The organism is Oceanobacillus sp. FSL K6-0251 (assembly GCF_038004725.1).
Classification (GTDB): Bacteria; Bacillota; Bacilli; order Bacillales; family Amphibacillaceae; genus Oceanobacillus; species Oceanobacillus oncorhynchi.
Map to the genome: position 1 here is coordinate 1,679,815 of NZ_JBBORS010000001.1, position 18,183 is coordinate 1,697,997.

Here is an 18,183-nt window from a genome sequence, read left to right on the forward strand (position 1 = left end):
AGAAAGAAGGAATGGGGATGAAGCAGACAGTATTAGTTGTTGAGGATGACAAAATGATACGTGAACTTATCCGTATTTATCTACAAAAAGCGGATTATGAAGTTTTTACAGCTGCAGACGGAGAAGAGGCAAAAGCGGTTTTTTTAACGGAACATCCTTGTCTTATTATTCTAGATCTTATGCTTCCAAAGTTAAGCGGCGAAGAATTCTGTTTGTGGATTCGTGAACAAGAACGTAATGAGGTTTCTATTATTATGCTTTCAGCCAAATCACGTACAGAAGATAAGATTAATGGGTTAAAGATGGGAGCAGACGATTATTTAGTAAAACCTTTTGACCCGTATGAGCTTCTTGCTCATATAGAAGCAGTTCTTCGCCGTACAGGACAGTTTTGCCAAAAAATTGCTTACAATGGGCTTTGTATTAAGCCTCGAAAAGGGGAAGTATTGTTATTTAATACGCAATTAGAGTTAACCAAGCATGAATTTCATCTTTTGTACTGTTTTATGGAAAATCCTAATATAGTGATTTCCAGGGAAAGTTTAATGGAGCAATTATATCCTTATGCAGATAAATTAGTATCCGACCGAACCATTGATGCCCACATCAAAAAGTTGCGTAAAAAAATTGAAGAGAATCCTGCATCTCCAAAGCGTATTATGACAGTTCGAGGAATGGGGTATAAATTTGTTACAGAATAAATGGGGGAGGAATTTTCTTCCAAGATGTTTTTTATTTCAATTGACATTTATCAATATCATCATAATTGTAGCTTTTGTAATGTTTAGCAGCTGGGCAATTTATAATACAGCTTGTACGCTGGCAGATGGACTAACCTCGATGACTGCTCAAAAGCAGAGTCAATTCCAAGCAACGCTTTTTCAATACTTATGGTTGTTTAGTGTTTCTGCTGTTATTGTAGGCAGTTTGATTCATTTTTATTTAACAAAAAAAATGATCCAGCCTTTAAAAGAGTTAATCCAATCTACAAAAGAGATGAAAAAAGGGCAGTACCCAAGCTCCATTTATGTAAAGGGAGATGGAGAAGTAAGTGAATTAATCCGTCATTTTAATGATTTGGTTCAACAATTAGAAACCAATGAACAGCATAGGACAAATCTTGTATCTGATTTATCTCATGAATTTCGTACACCGTTAACAAACTTAAATGGTTATTTACTTGCTCTACAAAACGGAGTCATGGCAGGAGATAAGAAATTATACCAATCTCTTTATGCAGAATCGTCAAAGTTAACACAGTTAGTTGAACAAATGGAACAGTTAAAGGAATGGGACGATATGCAAGCATATTCTTTTTACGAAAAAGAACCAATAAATATGCAAGAATTCATTGAAAGATCAATTAAAATATTTCAGTGGTCCTTGAAAAAGAAGCATATTGATATAGAGATTGATGCCCATCAAGGTACAGCTGTTATAAATCGTACAAGTATTTCTCAGGTTATCAGCAATTTAATAGATAACGCCATTCGTTATTATGAAGGCGCAGGGCCAATTACCATAAAAGGAGAAAAAAACGCTGATGAATATAAAATTTCTATAACAGGTCCTGGAAGAAAGATTCCAGAAAAAGATAAAGAACGGATTTTTGAACGATTTTATCGTGTAGAAACTTCCAGGTCACGTGAATTTGGGGAATCCGGCTTAGGGCTTGCGATTTCAAAGGAAATTATTGAACGGCACCACGGGAAAATAGGTGTCCATACGGAAGGGCATATACATACTTTTTGGTTTATTATTCCTTTCTCCTGAAATATGTATTAACCTTTAATAGAGAGAATGATAATTGATAAACTAATTGCATTGAATGTTAAAAACCATCCCCTTTATTTATGGTAACTGGAGAAAATCTGAAATAAACGATTGCTGGAAGACACGATAGTTCTTGTTTTAACTTCCTGTTAACCATTTCATATGGTTAGTAATGCTCCAAACCGTTTTGTAGCTTATGTTTATCCAGTAAGAAAATAATAAAAATGGATAAAGAAATTTTATAGAAATTACATAGTGAGATAAATGAATAATTATGTTAAAGAGTATTAACACTAATTATACGCATAGACATAAAGAATTTTAGCAAATATGATTTTAAAATGTCTTTTTTTGAATCTCTCTATGAAAAAGGTGGTTATTACTATGAATATAGATAACTTGGAAATGTTTTGTAAGGTAATTGAACAGGGCAGTATTAGCCAAGTAGCTCGATCAAGCTATGTAACGCAGCCCGCAGTAACGAGTAAAATACGACAAATGGAAAATCATTATGGTGTTGCTTTGTTTGATCGGGATGGCGGTACAATACGTGTTACAAATGCAGGTTCTAAATTATATCCATACGCTAAGGAAATCGTTGAATACTATAAACGTTCTCAAGAAGTAATGGGCAATATATCTAATGATAAAGAGGAAACATTACATGTTGGAGCCAGCTTAACAATCGGAGAATATCTTCTGCCAAAAGTGTTAGGTAAGTTTCAAAAAAAATACAGAAATATTGAATTTAGTTTAGCTATCGGAAATACACCTACCATCATCTCTAAATTAGAAAGTTCGGAAATCGATATCGCTTTAGTAGAAGGGAAGGTTATGCATAAAGATTTTCACATTGAGAAATTTGCCAAAGATGAGCTGATACTGATAATTCCGAAAAACCACCGCTGGAAAAATCAAGAGAGGATAAATATAGAAGATTTAACGGAGGAAAGGCTCCTTTTAAGGGAAAAGGATGCAGGTGCGCGAAAAATTATAGAATCGGTATTTGCAGAAAATAATGTTTTGGAAGAAATACGACAATATTTAGAACTTGGGAGTACCCAGGCAATTATCAGCGGCGTTGAATCTGGTCTTGGTGTTGGAATAATCCCTAAACTTTCTGTGGCGCATGAACTTGAATTAGGGGCTGTTACACATATGCCTATTTCGAATATAACTATTTCTAGAGATTTATGGATTGTAAAAAGAACAACAAGATTTCCCAAAAATAGCATCAATTTATTTACTCAATTTTTAAAAGATCGGAAATCTAACTTTTAATCTATTATTTTTTACATATAGAGAAGGTCTGAAGTTCCTAAAGTCTATTGTGGAGGACAGGCAGTATGTAAATGACTCCTGTTAATACGGGATGAGTTTAAAGTTTGTACAGTTATACTCAAAATAGTATTTTTAAGGGGAGAGACAAAAAATAAGTATTTTTCAAAATCAGGAAAATATCAGGGGAAATCTGTATCCAGCTATGAAGGAAAATAGCAATGGTACAGATTTTTTTTTATGAAGTGAAATTAATGAACCCTTATAATTATCAGAATCTGAGCTTTAGTAAGAGATATGTAAGGATAAAGCAGCTACACCAGTAGTTGTGTCTGCATAGATAAACTGATTATTTCCAATATAGATATCTACATGAGCATGTCCATTTAATACGTTTGAGAAAAGAATACGGAATCCTCTATTAATAAATCGTTAATTGTATAAGGCTTGTCAAATTTTCTTTTCGCACTTTTCCGATGTCGAGATAAGTTTAACTCACAATATAATCTATACTGTCTGATGCCTTTTGAAAATACTGTTAGAGCTTGATTTAGAGCTGGCATTGACAATGTAACCTGAAGAGCCAAATGTATTTTTAAACCGGGGTTTATTGTGAAAACGGTTTTTCCTTTAAAGAATAATAAAATATTATGGCCCATAACATTCTTCTATAATTTATAAAGGTTTTTATATAGTAGGATAATAATAACAGCAAATTTATGATTAATTGATTTCTCAGATAAAGCTGATCAAAGTAATGTAACCTGAGAAGCTTTGATTAATTAAGTAGAATTTTTTCAACCTATCTTTAAAACGACTAATTAGGAGGGAGAAAAATTGAGTGAAAGTAAATTTTCAAAAATTGTTATTGTTGGTGCGGGTTCAGCGGGGATTTCCATTGCATCTCGAATCATTCGAAATGCACCTTATTTAAAAGAAAATATAATGATTATTGATCCTTCAGAGGACCATTATTATCAGCCTTTATGGACGTTAGTTGGCGGCGGTCAATCTAAATTAGAAGATTCTCATCGAAAACAGGAAACCCTTATGCCTGACGGCGTTCAATGGATTAAAGAAAATGTGACAGAATTTATCCCAGATACAAATTCAGTTATAACAGATGCACACTCACAGATTAATTATGATTTTCTAGTTGTAGCAGCTGGTATTGAAATAAAGTGGGACAGAGTTAAAGGGCTGAAAGAAGCAATTGGAAAAAATGGTGTCTGCAGTAATTACTCACCCGAGTTCGTGGAAAGCACTTGGGAAAATATTAGAAACTTTTCAGGTGGAAACGCCATATTTACTCAACCGAGCACCCCAATTAAGTGCGGGGGAGCTCCACAAAAAATTATGTACCTGGCAGATGATTATTTCAACAAATCTAGTGTCCGCGCAAAAACAAACATACAATTTATTTCTGGTACAGGTAATATTTTTGCAGTTCCGACCTATGCGAAAACATTAGAACAGGTTATTGATCGAAAAGGTATCGAAACCACTTATATGACAGATTTGATTGAAATAGATGGGGAGAATAAATTAGCGGTCTTTGAAAATATAGAAACAAATAAAAAAATGGAAGTTAATTATGACATGATCCATGTTACGCCGCCAATGGGGGCTCCCAGCTTTATTGCGGCCAGCCCGCTTGCAGATGCAGCCGGTTGGGTGGATGTTGATCCTTACACACTTCAACATAAAACGTTCCAAAATATATTTAGCGCTGGTGATTCATCCGGTCTTCCAACGTCTAAAACAGGAGCAGCTATACGTAAACAAGCCCCTGTAGTTGCTGAAAATATTCTTTCTATTATGAATGGCAGACAGATGAAAGCAAAATATGATGGTTATACATCCTGTCCCTTGGTGACAGGTGTCAACAAATTAGTGATGGCGGAATTTGATTATGATAAAAATCCACAGGAAACTTTTCCAATTGACCAATCAAAAGAAAGAAGCAGTATGTATATTGTGAAGAAAAATCTGCTGCCAATAATGTACTGGAATGGAATGTTGAAAGGAACGATGTAGTGAAATAATACAAGTTTATGAATATTAGTATATTCATGAAAAGGAGGTTTCAAAATTGGACACTACTCAAAAGCAGTCTACGATGGATGATGTAATACAAGAACTGGAGAAAAAGGAACAGGTAGACGCTCTATATTATCTCGTCCAAAAACTCCCTGATTTTGTGTCAAGAGTACAGAAGCTGGATGATAAATTGGATTTTATTGAGAATGTCATCGAAGACAAACAATCATTATCTACTATTAGTAATGAAATAGAAGAAAAAATAGAAAACCTGCATATTAACCAGGAACATTTAACTTCCCTTCTGGAACTGATGCATTTATTGCCTAAATTAGTCCCGTTATTAAAGAAGGCTGATGAAGTTTCTCAGTTCGTTAATGACTTTTTAAACGATACAGCATCTGTTGAATATGCATTAAAAGGAATAAATGATATTATTCCACTGGATAAGGCAGTCAAGGTTATAAAGGAGACAAATGAACAGTACAAACAGAATGATAATACTGCTAATTTTTCCTTATATGGAATGTACCGTTTATTGAAGGATCCAACCATTCAAAAAGGATTCCGATATTTAGAATCATTCCTTGAAGTTGCAGACAAAGAAACATAATAGATGATGAAGGAGAAGGCATATTTTTCGCTCCTTTTTTGATGAAAATTTAGCACAAAAAATCTTATTTAATTGGCTGTCAACAAACTGGTGAAGCGATAATTTGGGAAGAAGGAAGAATAGCTGGTGCGCACCATATTATGTTAGGCACACATGTTGATCAAATTGAAGAATTACCTAAAAAAATTTATTTGATGCAATGTCGTTCTGATGCCCGTTCAGCAGTTGCTGACAGCCTGACACAGGTAAATAATTTTAAAAATGTATTGAACGTAAAAGGCAGATATGTAGCATGGACGAAAGAAAAATTTCCAATAACAAAGGGATGACACACTTTATCGTTTTAAGTAATCGCACAAACATTATGCTTTTACTAGAAGATTATAAGAAATCAGCCTGCTAGTATTGGTAGGAAAACAGGTGATCAAATGGAATTAGGTTTTATTATTGTATTATTTTTTATTGGACTTATTGCATCGTTTGTATCAGGGATGTTAGGTATTGGTGGTTCAATTATTAATTATCCACTTTTATTATATATTCCGGTACTGCTTGGAGTAGGCTCATTATCTTCATCAGAGGTTGCTGGTATTTTAGCTATTCAGGTTTTCTTTTCAACAATTGGCGGCATGTGGGCATATAGAAAGGATGGATATCTAAATAAATCCTTAATATTAACGATGGGAATTTCTGTTTTAGTTGGAAGCTTTATAGGCGGATTTGGTTCTGATTTATTATCAGATAGTAATATTAATTTGGTATATGCCATGCTGGCCACTATTGCCGCAGTAATGATGTTTGTACCGAAGCAGCATGTAGAGGATAAGGAGAACAGTCAAGTGGAATTTAATCATTTGATTGCAGTTATATCAGCATTTATTGTGGGGCTGGGAGCTGGGATTGTAGGTGCCGCTGGAGCATTTCTGCTTGTTCCGATTATGCTTGTAATATTAAAGATACCTACAAGGGTAACAATCGCTTCCTCATTAGCAATTACCTTTTTATCCTCTATCGGTTCAGCTATAGGAAAAATTATTACAGATCAGGTATTATACGGGCCGGCAGCTGTCATGATAATTGCCAGCTTAATTGCTGCTCCAATTGGTGCAAATACCGGGAAAAAAATGAACATCAAAATATTACAGGCAATATTAGCATTGTTAATCTTTGCCACTGCCTTAAAAATCTGGACGGATATTATTTGATTGTTCTTATCTTTTAAATATGCAGACAGCTAATAATTAAGGAGGAATAGGGATGAGTCAAGTTATAACGATATATACATCAACATTTTGTCCAGTATGCAGCATGGTAAAAAGTTTTTTGGATTCTTTTGAAGCTCCTTATAAAGAAGTGAATGTGGATATGAATCCTGTTGCAATGTATCAATTAATTTCAAAAACAAAAAGGTTATCTGTACCACAGACTGTTATAAATGGAAAACGGATTTCTGGATTTAACCCAGAAAAAATAATGCAAGCCTTGTTTTATCAAAAAAAGACGTTATGCAAATAAGGTGAAAAAATAAAGTAGTGAGGTGAAACCTTCTCGTTGAGGAGAGTAATCTCAGAATTTCCTGCACGCTGCTAATCCAGTTTGTCAATTTTTATTATATTTTTGTATGTCTCTCCCCTTGCTTATTTAATATTAGGAAATAATTATAGCTTGTAAAATACCCTATATGGTATTTGACATTTCTTTAATCATCAGTTATTATACCCCTATAGGTATACAAAGGGGAGATTATTATGGCAAATTATCAAGCAAAACATATTAATGACTTTTCAAAAGAAGAGTTAGAGAGGTTAGGTGAGAATGGGCAATTATTAGATGTACGTGAAACCTCGGAGTATGAAGCAGGTCACATTCAATATGCGTACAATTTTCCATTATCGGAAATTGAACACAAATATCCTGAAAATGATAAAACATATTATATTCATTGCAAATCTGGCGCCAGGAGTCAAAAGGCAAGTGAATTTTTAGCAGGTAAAGGATTTGAGGTTGTCAATTTAGATGGTGGTTATTCAGCTTTTGCTGAGAAAAATAGTTCTCTTGCTGAGGAAAAGAGAGAATTAAAAATTCAAGATAATCGTAAGCTTGTTAATTATAGCGGCATGCAATGCCCGGGACCAATTGTCAGTTTAAATGCGGAAGTTCAAAAAATGGATGCAGGGAAGCAAATAGAAGTTAAAGTTACTGACTTTGGTTTTCATAGTGATGTAAGAAGCTGGGCTGCTCAAACGGGTCATTCCATTGTGGAATTAGAGAAAAGCAATAAGCATATTAGAGCAATTATCCAAAAAGAAGAACAAATTAATAAGGATATGGCAATAAAAGAAACTTCGAATGGCACAACAATTGTACTATTCAGTGGTGAATTGGATAAAGCACTTGCGGCATTTATCATTGCTAATGGAGCAAGAGCAGCTGGCAGAGAGGTAACGATTTTCTTCACCTTCTGGGGATTAAGTGCTCTAAAGCTTAATAATAAAGAAAAAGTGAAGAAACGGGGGATGGAAAAATTATTTGATTTATTTTTACCTCGTACTCCTGTCAACATGCCTATATCGAAAATGAACATGCTTGGTTTAGGTAACCGGATGATGCGTTTTATTATGAAGCAGAAAAATGTAGATAGTTTGCCAGCATTAATAGACAAAGCAATTGAGCAGGATATTAAACTGATTGCATGTACGATGAGTATGGATGTCATGGGAATCAAGAAAGAAGAATTACGCTCAGAAATTGAATTTGCCGGTGTAGGTACGTATATCGGTGAAACAGAAAAAGCGAAACATAATCTATTTATTTAAAAACCAAGGAGTGAAATTATTATGTTTTTTAAACAGTTTTATGATCAGCACTTATCACAAAGTTCTTATTTAGTTGGATGCCAGCGTACAGGGGAAGCGATTGTTATTGATCCAAAAAGAGACATTCGTGAATATATTGAAGTGGCAGAAGCTGAAGGCTTAACAATTACGCATGCTGCAGAAACACATATTCATGCAGACTTTGCTTCAGGTATTCGTGATATTGCAGCAAAATTAAAAACAAGAATTTATGTATCTGGTGAAGGAGATGACACTTTAGGTTATAAAAATATGCCGGATGGTACGATATTCGTTAAGGATAATGATGAAATTCATGTTGGCAACGTTTCTCTAAAGGTTATTCATACACCTGGACATACCCCGGAGAGTGTCAGCTTCTTGCTTATAGATAAAGGAGGCGGCTCTTCTGTACCAATGGGATTATTCTCAGGAGACTTTTTATTTGTTGGGGATGTTGGACGCCCAGATTTGCTGGAAAAAGCGGTACAAGTCAGCGGTTCCACAGAAATCGGTGCAAAACAGATGTATCAATCCATTCAGGAGATAACAGCTTTACCTGATTATATTCAAATCTGGCCAGGGCATGGTGCCGGAAGTCCTTGCGGAAAATCACTTGGTGCAGTTCCAATGTCGACATTAGGTTATGAAAAAATAAACAACTGGGCATTTCAAGCACCTGATGAAGCAACATTTATTACAGTATTAACAACAGACCAGCCGGAACCGCCGCATCATTTTGCTCAAATGAAAAAAATTAATCAGTATGGCAGTGACTATTTTAAACCATACATTGTATATCCTGCGGAGGACATAGCATTACAAACGTTTGATATTCGCACGCGAAGCGCCTATCACGGCGGACATCAACATAGTACTGTTAATATTCCGTTTGATAAAAACTTTATCAATCAAATCGGCTGGTATTTAGATTATGATCAGCCCATTAACCTTGCAGGTGATAACCAAACAGTCCAAGATGCTGCGCATGTCTTACAATTAATTGGTTTTGACATTGTAAAGGGATATGTAAAACCAGGAGATGAAGTTATTTCTCAGCATGTGCATAGTAAAGATATCACCGGTGAAGAGAAAAATGTGCTGGATGTCCGTAATGATAGTGAATGGAATCAAGGTCATTTAAAACAAGCTGTGCATATACCACATGGTAAATTGTTAGAAAGAGAAGTACCTTTTGATACGAATGAACCAGTATTCGTTCATTGTCAGTCAGGGGTTAGAAGCTCCATTGCAATTGGGCTGTTAGAGAAAAAAGGCTTTAGAAATATCATTAACGTAAAAGAAGGATATAAAGATATTAAGAAGGATTTATAGTAAGGAATAACAGAGAGATGTGTAATCTCCTTTTTAAAAAAACATTTTCATGGCAAAGAAAAACGTTAAAATTAAAAAAGGAAATACTCTCTAATATTCATCTGGGGAGTATTTCCTGCTTATGTTAAATAAAAAATAAATTCTTATTATAGCGTTTTAATACCCGATAAGTTAAAACATTTGGCGTACCTATAGGAGTAATGGTATCTTTGATGAAGAAAGGAGTAATTAGATGAATCATTGGGATGTGAAATTTAATACAAATGAATATGTGTACGGAAAAGAACCGAATGAATTCTTGAAAGAGATGCATAAAAATCATCCGTTTTCAGGCGAAGTTTTAGCAATTGCCGAGGGGGAAGGACGCAATGCAGTATTTTTAGCTGAAGAAGGCCTGGATGTCACTGCATGGGACTCGTCTAAAGAAGGTATCAAAAAGTTGAAAAACCTCGCCGATGAACGAAATGTGCATGTTAATACTGAAATGGTTGATTTAAATCAAGCTGACTGGACTAAAAATAAATGGGATGAAATAGTTTGTATATATGGTCACTTTGATTCAGAGCTGCGTCATAAGGTATTAGAAAATGTGAAGGAGTCTATTAAACCAGGCGGCTATTATGTCTCTGAGGTTTTTTCTATTTACCAAATACCTTATGAGAGCGGCGGTCCGAAAATAGAGGATATGCTATATGACCCTCAAGAAGTGTTAGAAGTCTTTAAAGGTTGGAAAATGATTCATTTCTTTATGGGAGAAGTGGAGCGCAGTGAAGGTAATTTTCATAGTGGAACAGCTCATGTTATTCAAATCATTGCTCAAAAGCCAGTTTAAAAAGTAATACCTGCGAAATCTTGGATAAATATGAGGGATTTATAAAATTAATTAGAAAGAGGCGATGTATGGTGGAATATAATAACCAGATGAAAAATCGGATTAAACGTATAGAAGGGCAGCTTAGAGGCGTTTTGAAAATGATGGAAGAGGGTCAGGACTGTCGTGATGTTGTTTCGCAGCTGTCTGCTTCACGTACTGCCATTGATCGTACAATGGGAGTTATAGTTAGTTCAAACCTTGTTGAGTGCGTTCAAAAGGCAGTAGAAGAAGGAGAAGATACCACCGAGTTTGTTGACCAGGCAGTCAACCTATTAGTGAAGAGCCGCTAGGATAGACAAAGCAATTCAGTCTATCTTAGCAAAAATTTTTAAGTAATAATAATACACGTACGGGTATAGGGTAAATGGATGTGGTGTAAACAAATAAATTACCTTTTACCAATTATGATAAAGCATTCGCAGCTAAGGTGAAGGACTGCGAAGCACCTGAACTACCCCAAATGTATTGGAGGAAGGATAAAAAAATGATATATACAATCATAGCGATTTTTGTGCTGCTTGTTATAATACTCAATCAATTGAAACGAAAGGGAATTAAACAAATAACTACGGAGGAATTAAAGCAAAAGCTTAAAAAGAGTGATATACAGCTGATCGATGTTCGAACAAAGGGGGAATTTCAAGCAAATAAAATAAAAGAAGCGAAAAATATTCCTTTAAACGAACTAAACAGCAGGTGGAATGAGCTGGTTTCAGATAGAGAAGTATTTCTAATTTGTCAAAGCGGAATGCGCAGTAGCCGTGCTGCATCATTTCTTAAGCGGAAAGGCTTTCAAGCGGTTGTGAATGTACAAGGCGGAATGAGTTCATGGAAGCATTCACAGTGATTGCGGATTCCGGTTATAAATTATTATCATTTCAAGAGTAAGTTTTTCACGGGTCTTTATCACTATATGTATACCCCGCGGAGGAAGCAGAAATGGAGAAGGATGTTATGAAAAGTATACAAGTAAACGAATTAGCGAAAAAAATAAGACAGTGCCAACATATAAACATAATTGATGTTAGAGAAGAGATTGAGGTAGCAGCGGGGAAAATCCCTGAAGCGAAACACATTCCCTTAGGGGAGTTAGCAGATTCATTAGAAAAGTTGGACAAGAATGAACATTATTACTTGATTTGCCATTCCGGAGGCAGAAGTTCCACCGCATGTGATTTTTTAACTGAACAGGGTTACGATGTAATAAATATCACTGGCGGCATGATGGCTTGGCAGGGTGAAATAGAATAACGGAAGGTGTGATAGCAATGGGGAAGAAAATATTAATTGTTGGAGGAGTTGCTGGCGGAGCATCCGTTGCTGCCAGAGTAAGAAGATTAGATGAACATGCCGAAATTATTATGCTTGAAAAAGGTCCGCATGTATCTTTCTCGAATTGCTCCTTACCCTATCATTTAAGTGGAATTGTAGAAGATAGTCAAGATCTTGTTTTAATGAATCCAGATATATTTAAAAACCGATATAATATTGAAGCAAGAGTAAATCAAGAGGTTATGAAAATTAATCGTGATAAAAAAACAATTACTATTAAAGATCTGATTGCGGATAGAACTTACGAAGAACCGTATGATTCTTTAGTTCTTTCACCTGGAGCGAAACCAATTCGGCCAAATTTGGATGGCATCGATCATCCCAACGTGTTCACAGTTCGTAATGTGGTTGATATTGAAAATATGAATGACTTCATAAAACAAGAAGATATAAAAAATATTGCAGTGATTGGAGGGGATTTATTGGTGTGGAGGTTGCTGAAAATCTAAAGCTGGCAGGCTATCATATATCTTTAGTAGAGTTTGCCAGTCAAGTAATGCCTCCATTTGATTACGATATGGCCCAGATTCTCCATAAAGAAATGGTTGACCAAGGAGTCAATCTTATTTTAGATGACGGCTTAGCAAAAATAGATGCTAGTTTTGTAGAGACCAATTCTGGAAGAAGGATAAAAGCAGAGACAGTTGTTTTAGCGATTGGTGTCAGACCAGAAACGCGCTTAGCGGAAGAAGCAGGTCTTCAAATCGGTGAAACAGGCGCCATCAAAGTGGATACGAATTACGTTACAAGTGATCCAAATATTTATGCAGTCGGAGATGCCATAGAAGTATACCATCGATTATTACACAAACCGGCCAGGTTAGCACTGGCGGGACCTGCCCAGAAGCAGGCCAGAGCAGCTGCAGATCATATGTATGGAATTCGAAGCAGGAATCAAGGGGTTATTGGCTCTTCCTCTATTCATCTTTTTGATTTAAATGCAGCTTCCACTGGTTTAAATGTCAGAACAGCGGAACAAGCCGGTATATCATCTGATTCTGTCTATGTGATGCCTGGAGATAAAGTAGGTTTGATGCCAAATAGTAATCCAATGCATTTTAAATTAGTATATGAATACCCGACAGGGCGGGTTTTAGGTGCACAAGCGATTGGAAAAGGTAATGTCGATAAACGGATCGATGTCATTGCAACGATAATCACGATGAATGGGACTTTAGATGATTTAAAAGAACTTGAATTAACGTATTCTCCAATGCTGGGAACGGCAAAAGATGTTGTTAATCATGCAGCGCTTGTAGCATTAAATCAATTAGAAGGCCGATATAAAGAAGTAAAGGTTTCCTGTGTACGTGAGTTAGTGGAGAATCATGCTTTTATCATTGATGCCCGTGAAAAAGGAGAGTACAATGCTGGTCATCTAAAACATGCAATAAATATTCCCTTAAGTGAATTTAGAAACAGATTAACAGAAATTCCGAAAGATGAACCTGTATATATACATTGCCGGTCAGGTCAACGAAGCTACAACATGGTAATGGCTCTAGATAACTTCGTTTTTGAGATGTAATAAACGCTCCGATTAATGGTTAAAGGTAATCAATTATAAATATATTGACGTGATAGTAACAGGGTTGGTTAAGAAAGACTGTTCTTTCTTATTAAACTCAATGGAAGACGGAAAACCAATTGGATTAATGGAAATGGAATTTGTACCTGTGCATGGGAGAAAAAGGATTTATAGAGAATTGGAAAATAACGGAGTGAAAGAAACTGATAAAATTGTACGCTTCAACCAAGGGATTCCTTGTAATGTGAGGTTTCGTAACTGGACCAGTACTAATAATTAAGAATACCATCATTCCATAAATTTGTTTCTTAGAAAAGGCATACATATGCTCTTTCTTTATGACTGTGTCTCCGTTGTATCGCTGTTATGAATAGAAGTCTAATAGAAATAGGTCAAAAAATAATATCAGAAAGAAAAAGGTGATCAACTTCAGTGATCACAAAATGATTCCACTACTTCTAACATTTACTTTTACCTTTGGATTAACTAGGATATGCTCATAATAATTTTCTCCCTTTATTTCTTTCCATATAGCTGGATGAAAGGCAATGAGTTCTCTGCCTAATCCAAGTACGTCACTTTGATTCGCTGCAAGTTTTTTGAACAGAGCATCCGCTTTTTCAGTGAGAATCTTTGATAATCGATTTTCCAAAAAATTGATCATTTTCTGCTTATCTAAATGGTCTGGAGGATAGTCAACAATCTCTACGTCCAATTGCAGCCTAATATCAGCATGTACCTTTTCTTTTTTTTCCAGCTTAAGTTTTCTTGATACGCTTTTTACATTATAGCTGACGGATACATCATCTTTTTTATCTAACTGTTCTGTTAAAAGTGCTTTTTTGGATTGTGTTTCCATAAATAATAATAGCAAAGTACTTTCATCAGGGGTAAGGAACTGTCCGGTAAAGCTGTGGTCATGAAAAAGAGCAGCCCCACTTATTTTAACTTCATTATCTTCCTCGTCCTTGCTCAAATAAGGGAGCATGAAATCTTTTCCTTCATCAAACAAATAGGTGCGAATCGATCTTAGTGTAATATCCTGGATCTCCGAATGTATTTCACTGCTGTGAATCAATTCGTACAGGTATTCCCCTTTTTCAACTTCATTTTCGGATAAATGGGTAATTATCTCATTTGCACTGCTATCTGTCACAGCAATTTTGGCGTTTATATCCACCCTTGGATCCCGGTAAAGAGGACCCAGCACATTGTAAATATCACCTTTGGCTACCTCGATTCCTAAGATTAAAGCTCTTCCTTTTGCGGGATCGTAATTACCAGGTACGCTTCGATCAATTGTCATGCTTGCCTCTTTTATCGAACCTCCTTTTCCAGTTACCAGTTCATTCGATATGGATATTTCCCCCCTGCTTGACTCACTAATATTCATTTCTCTAATAATTGAAGTTGTTTGATAATCACCATTCTCATCCAAGTCAAAACCTGATAAATACACGGTACGGGAATCCCTTAGAAGTCTTTCATCCCAGCACCCAGTTAGTAATGGAAGTATAATGAAGATTAAAAAGAGCTCAGTTTTTCTCATAGGTCGATGCCACCTCTCTTTTAAAAATAATTGTTATTAAAAGCAGTAGGATAGGGATAATAATGCCGAAAATTAAACTTAAATGCGTTAACCATTTTTCAAGTAAGGTAATCTCCATATAATAAAATATCATCGAAATGATAAAGACGAATGTTCCAGATAGTATCACAGCAAATTTATGTTTGATACGGATTAATTTACTTATTCCTATACTTGCTGAAAAGGAGTAGCTGATAATAGTAGTAAAAACTATCAGACCCCAGAAAGAAAGAAATATTAAATCTAATCGGCTTAAAATTCTTATTTCTATTGCACTTAGTATATATAGAACCGGTTCCGACGTGATTTTTATTTCTTCAGGACTAAGCATTACGGTACTTAGAATCACAATATACGTTAAAAAAATGGTTACAAATAATACTGCTAAAAAAGCTCCTTTCAGTGCTGAAATATTTTTTTTAGACTGCTTTATAAAAGCAAAATAAATAAGTAATGTTTCAAACCCTGTTAAAGATATCATTGAATCACTTGTACTTTTAAGAATATTCCATCCACCACTGGAACCAATAGGGAAAAGATAGCGAACATCTATGGATGAATCACCATAAACAAAAAACGTAATGAAGAATAAAAACAGGATGAATATGAATAGGAAAGATAATAAAGATATCACATTTTTTATCTTACAAATACTTCCATAAATAAGTAGAACGAATTCAATCAAAAATAATACCCATACTGGAGTTTCAGGGAGTATCCATCGTTTCAAAATATCCGCATATACAATGAAGATATAACAAATCATTGTCAGCAGGTAAATAATATATAAAAAATTTAATGCAGTTCCAGAAGTTTTCCCCAAAATTACTTTAGAAAAATCAAATAAGGTAAGATTGGGGAACTTTATGCAAAGTAACCAGATAAGCAGTACAATTAGTTGAATAAAAAATCCAGTAATTAAAATGGAAATCCATCCGTCACTGCCTGCTGCGTGATGTGTTTGATGAGGTAATGATAACAAGCCTACACCCATCATCGTTTGCACCAGCACAAAAAATAAATTTTCAGAACTAATACGGCTCTTCACTTTCATCTAGTTTCCACTTCCTTGATCGTTTTTCTTGCTTATAATGAGGTGAATTTTTAGAGTGTTTATACATCATCCAAGAAGGAACACGAATGATAGTATCTTTAAAATCCTCCAAGTTCAATGGAACAAAAGGTGAAAAATATGGATGACCGAATGAAGTAAGGCGTGACAAGTGAATTAACACACATAACACTCCAATGACAATTCCAAAAAAGCCAAATGTAGCTGCCAATAGCATTAAAGGAAATCCTAAGATACGAATTGAGCTGCTCATTTCTAGATTTGGCTGAACAAATGATGAGACTGATGTTAATGCAACAATAATAAGCCCGCCATAGGAGACAATTCCAGCCTCAACCATTGCTGTTCCTACAACTAGCCCTCCGACGATCCCAAAAGTTGTGGCGACGGTAGGTGGCAGTCGAATGGACGCTTCTCTAAGCAACTCTAAGGAAAGCTGCATAATCATTAACTCTATAAATGGCCGAAATGGTACGTAGCTCAACGAAGACTGCAGCGAATAAACAAGTTCCAAAGGAATTACCTCATAATGGAATGAAACGAAAGCAATATATAATGCCGGTAGAATAAGTGCAATAATATAGCTGAATAGACGTATAAATCTAAAAAATGAACCTAACCACCAGCGGGTAATATAGTCATCCGGTGTTTGAAAGAACGTCATAAATGTTGCTGGCAATATAATTACAGTAGGACTTCCATCTATAATTAAAGCAATCCTTCCGTCCTTTAAATTTGCTGAAGCGCGATCTGGCCGTTCTGTAAGTAAAAGCTGGGGAAACGGAGTAACTGTATAATCTTCAATGCCATCCTGAATATCTCCTGCTGATCGGATGGAATCAATCGTAATACTTTTTATACGTTGTTCAACCTTTTTGATGATTTCCGGATCTGCCAAATAATCCAAATAAATTAGTGATACATTCGTTGTTGTTGAGGAACCCAATGTATACTTTTTAACCGTGAAACCGGGTGATTTTGTTACTGTACGGAGTAAAAAAATGTTTTTGTCTAAGCTTTCAACAAAACCTACTTTTGCCCCAAGGATTGTTTTTTCTATGATAGGCTCTGAAACTTCTCTATCGGTTGATGCGTTCGCTTTCAGCAGGAACCCTTCACTATTCCTGCCTTTTTTTATTAGCAGACAATAACCGTCTAATAATCCGTTGATGGCTATTTTATTACTTTTGGCAGTGCTGATCTCCTGGCTATATAGTTCGTTTAAAATATTGTTGTTTTCCATTTTTGTAAGCGGTTTAATTATTTTTGATTCAAGCTTTTCCTGATCAACTAATGAATTGATGTAAAGGATAATATAGATTTGATTATTGCTATGTATTTCACGGTCTTTTAAATCGCTGGAATGATTTAATTGACTTTTGATATTCTCTATGGAGAGATTTGCCTGATTTATTAAAGACTTTTTGAATTTATTTCTTTTAAATTTCATCCCTGCACACCCTTTTTACTGCCACTTCTTGTTAGTAGTATGTGGAATTTGAATACAATTATGCAAATAGAAGATGGAAGTTGTTTCAAAGAGAATGCAAGGACATCAGTGGACAAATTACTTGAACATCAACGCTCAGCAGCCCCATAAGCCATATTCCACAAATTGGCCCAATAATTGAGTTTTGGAGGCTATACTTTATTCCGTTTTTGTCCCATATAGTTTAAGTGTATTTCACAATCTTCAAACTCACTTTTTATTGCCAATACCAGTATTAACATTAGAATTGTTATAAGACCGAATGTTGAAGTGAATATATCAATTACTCCAAAATTTAACTTAATATAGTTATACTTAGTACAACAATCAATTAAATTAACCATAGAAAAAAAGCTTTAATCGGACTACCTTTTTTGGTAACCACCATGAAAAATAATGAGAATCCTATTACCAATGTTATTACTAA

At 35.2% G+C, this 18,183-nt stretch carries 17 protein-coding genes and 1 pseudogene; 15 read left to right on the forward strand and 3 right to left on the reverse strand.

Going from position 1 to position 18,183, the window contains the following annotated elements; translation table 11 throughout:
- The first annotated feature begins 17 nt into the window (after positions 1-17).
- The 15 genes and pseudogenes from MKY45_RS08590 to MKY45_RS08660 all read left to right on the forward strand — a co-directional run.
- Positions 18-701, forward strand: coding sequence for a response regulator transcription factor (locus MKY45_RS08590; RefSeq protein ID WP_256706003.1), 684 nt, complete (start codon positions 18-20; stop codon positions 699-701).
- Positions 688-1,773 (forward strand): sensor histidine kinase, encoded by a 1,086-nt coding sequence (locus tag MKY45_RS08595; RefSeq protein ID WP_341172831.1) that lies wholly within the window; start codon positions 688-690, stop codon positions 1,771-1,773. Before MKY45_RS08590 ends, MKY45_RS08595 begins: the two co-directional genes overlap by 14 nt.
- A 384-nt stretch (positions 1,774-2,157) precedes the next feature.
- Positions 2,158-3,054, forward strand: coding sequence for a LysR family transcriptional regulator (locus tag MKY45_RS08600; RefSeq protein WP_341172832.1), 897 nt, complete (start codon positions 2,158-2,160; stop codon positions 3,052-3,054).
- Between the two features lie 834 nt (positions 3,055-3,888).
- Complete coding sequence (locus MKY45_RS08605) at positions 3,889-5,088, forward strand: FAD/NAD(P)-binding oxidoreductase (protein ID WP_042533217.1); 1,200 nt, start codon at positions 3,889-3,891, stop codon at positions 5,086-5,088.
- Between the two features lie 55 nt (positions 5,089-5,143).
- On the forward strand, positions 5,144-5,704 hold the full coding sequence (locus MKY45_RS08610) for a hypothetical protein (RefSeq protein WP_256706006.1): 561 nt from the start codon (positions 5,144-5,146) through the stop codon (positions 5,702-5,704).
- Between the two features lie 140 nt (positions 5,705-5,844).
- Positions 5,845-6,033: a rhodanese-like domain-containing protein gene (locus MKY45_RS08615; protein WP_256706007.1), complete on the forward strand. Its 189-nt coding sequence runs from the start codon at positions 5,845-5,847 to the stop codon at positions 6,031-6,033.
- 99 nt (positions 6,034-6,132) lie between these two features.
- Positions 6,133-6,909: a sulfite exporter TauE/SafE family protein gene (locus MKY45_RS08620; RefSeq protein WP_042533220.1), complete on the forward strand. Its 777-nt coding sequence runs from the start codon at positions 6,133-6,135 to the stop codon at positions 6,907-6,909.
- Between the two features lie 52 nt (positions 6,910-6,961).
- The gene (locus MKY45_RS08625) at positions 6,962-7,219 is read left to right on the forward strand and encodes a glutaredoxin family protein (protein ID WP_042533222.1); all 258 of its coding nucleotides are present in this window, start codon (positions 6,962-6,964) and stop codon (positions 7,217-7,219) included.
- Between the two features lie 233 nt (positions 7,220-7,452).
- The gene (locus tag MKY45_RS08630) at positions 7,453-8,520 is read left to right on the forward strand and encodes a DsrE/DsrF/DrsH-like family protein (RefSeq protein WP_042533224.1); all 1,068 of its coding nucleotides are present in this window, start codon (positions 7,453-7,455) and stop codon (positions 8,518-8,520) included.
- Between the two features lie 21 nt (positions 8,521-8,541).
- Positions 8,542-9,873, forward strand: coding sequence for a persulfide dioxygenase-sulfurtransferase CstB (cstB, locus tag MKY45_RS08635; protein WP_256706008.1), 1,332 nt, complete (start codon positions 8,542-8,544; stop codon positions 9,871-9,873).
- A gap of 232 nt (positions 9,874-10,105) precedes the next feature.
- Positions 10,106-10,705: a class I SAM-dependent methyltransferase gene (locus MKY45_RS08640; RefSeq protein ID WP_212928297.1), complete on the forward strand. Its 600-nt coding sequence runs from the start codon at positions 10,106-10,108 to the stop codon at positions 10,703-10,705.
- A 71-nt stretch (positions 10,706-10,776) separates the two neighbouring features.
- Complete coding sequence (locus MKY45_RS08645; RefSeq protein WP_042536145.1) at positions 10,777-11,037, forward strand: metal-sensitive transcriptional regulator; 261 nt, start codon at positions 10,777-10,779, stop codon at positions 11,035-11,037.
- Positions 11,038-11,231: 194 nt separating this feature from the next.
- Positions 11,232-11,594, forward strand: coding sequence for a rhodanese-like domain-containing protein (locus MKY45_RS08650; RefSeq protein WP_052485023.1), 363 nt, complete (start codon positions 11,232-11,234; stop codon positions 11,592-11,594).
- A gap of 92 nt (positions 11,595-11,686) precedes the next feature.
- A complete protein-coding gene (locus MKY45_RS08655; protein ID WP_306432742.1) occupies positions 11,687-11,998 on the forward strand; it encodes a rhodanese-like domain-containing protein in 312 nt (103 codons plus the stop codon).
- A gap of 17 nt (positions 11,999-12,015) precedes the next feature.
- Positions 12,016-13,598 (forward strand): annotated as a pseudogene (locus tag MKY45_RS08660) (FAD-dependent oxidoreductase); the annotation flags it as partial.
- Between the two features lie 445 nt (positions 13,599-14,043).
- Here the strand turns inward: MKY45_RS08660 and MKY45_RS08665 are convergent.
- From MKY45_RS08665 to MKY45_RS08675, 3 genes are read right to left on the reverse strand one after another with little or no spacing between them, the layout of a single operon-like run.
- A complete protein-coding gene (locus MKY45_RS08665; protein WP_256706009.1) occupies positions 14,044-15,156 on the reverse strand; it encodes a Ger(x)C family spore germination protein in 1,113 nt (370 codons plus the stop codon).
- Positions 15,143-16,249 carry a GerAB/ArcD/ProY family transporter gene (locus tag MKY45_RS08670; RefSeq protein WP_256706010.1) on the reverse strand — a complete coding sequence of 369 codons (1,107 nt, stop codon included), beginning with the start codon at positions 16,247-16,249 and terminating at the stop codon, positions 15,143-15,145. Before MKY45_RS08670 ends, MKY45_RS08665 begins: the two co-directional genes overlap by 14 nt.
- Entirely contained in the window at positions 16,227-17,717 is a 1,491-nt protein-coding gene (locus MKY45_RS08675) for a spore germination protein (protein WP_256706011.1), read from the reverse strand. The genes MKY45_RS08670 and MKY45_RS08675 overlap by 23 nt, the downstream gene beginning before the upstream one ends.
- Positions 17,718-18,183 lie beyond the last annotated feature (466 nt).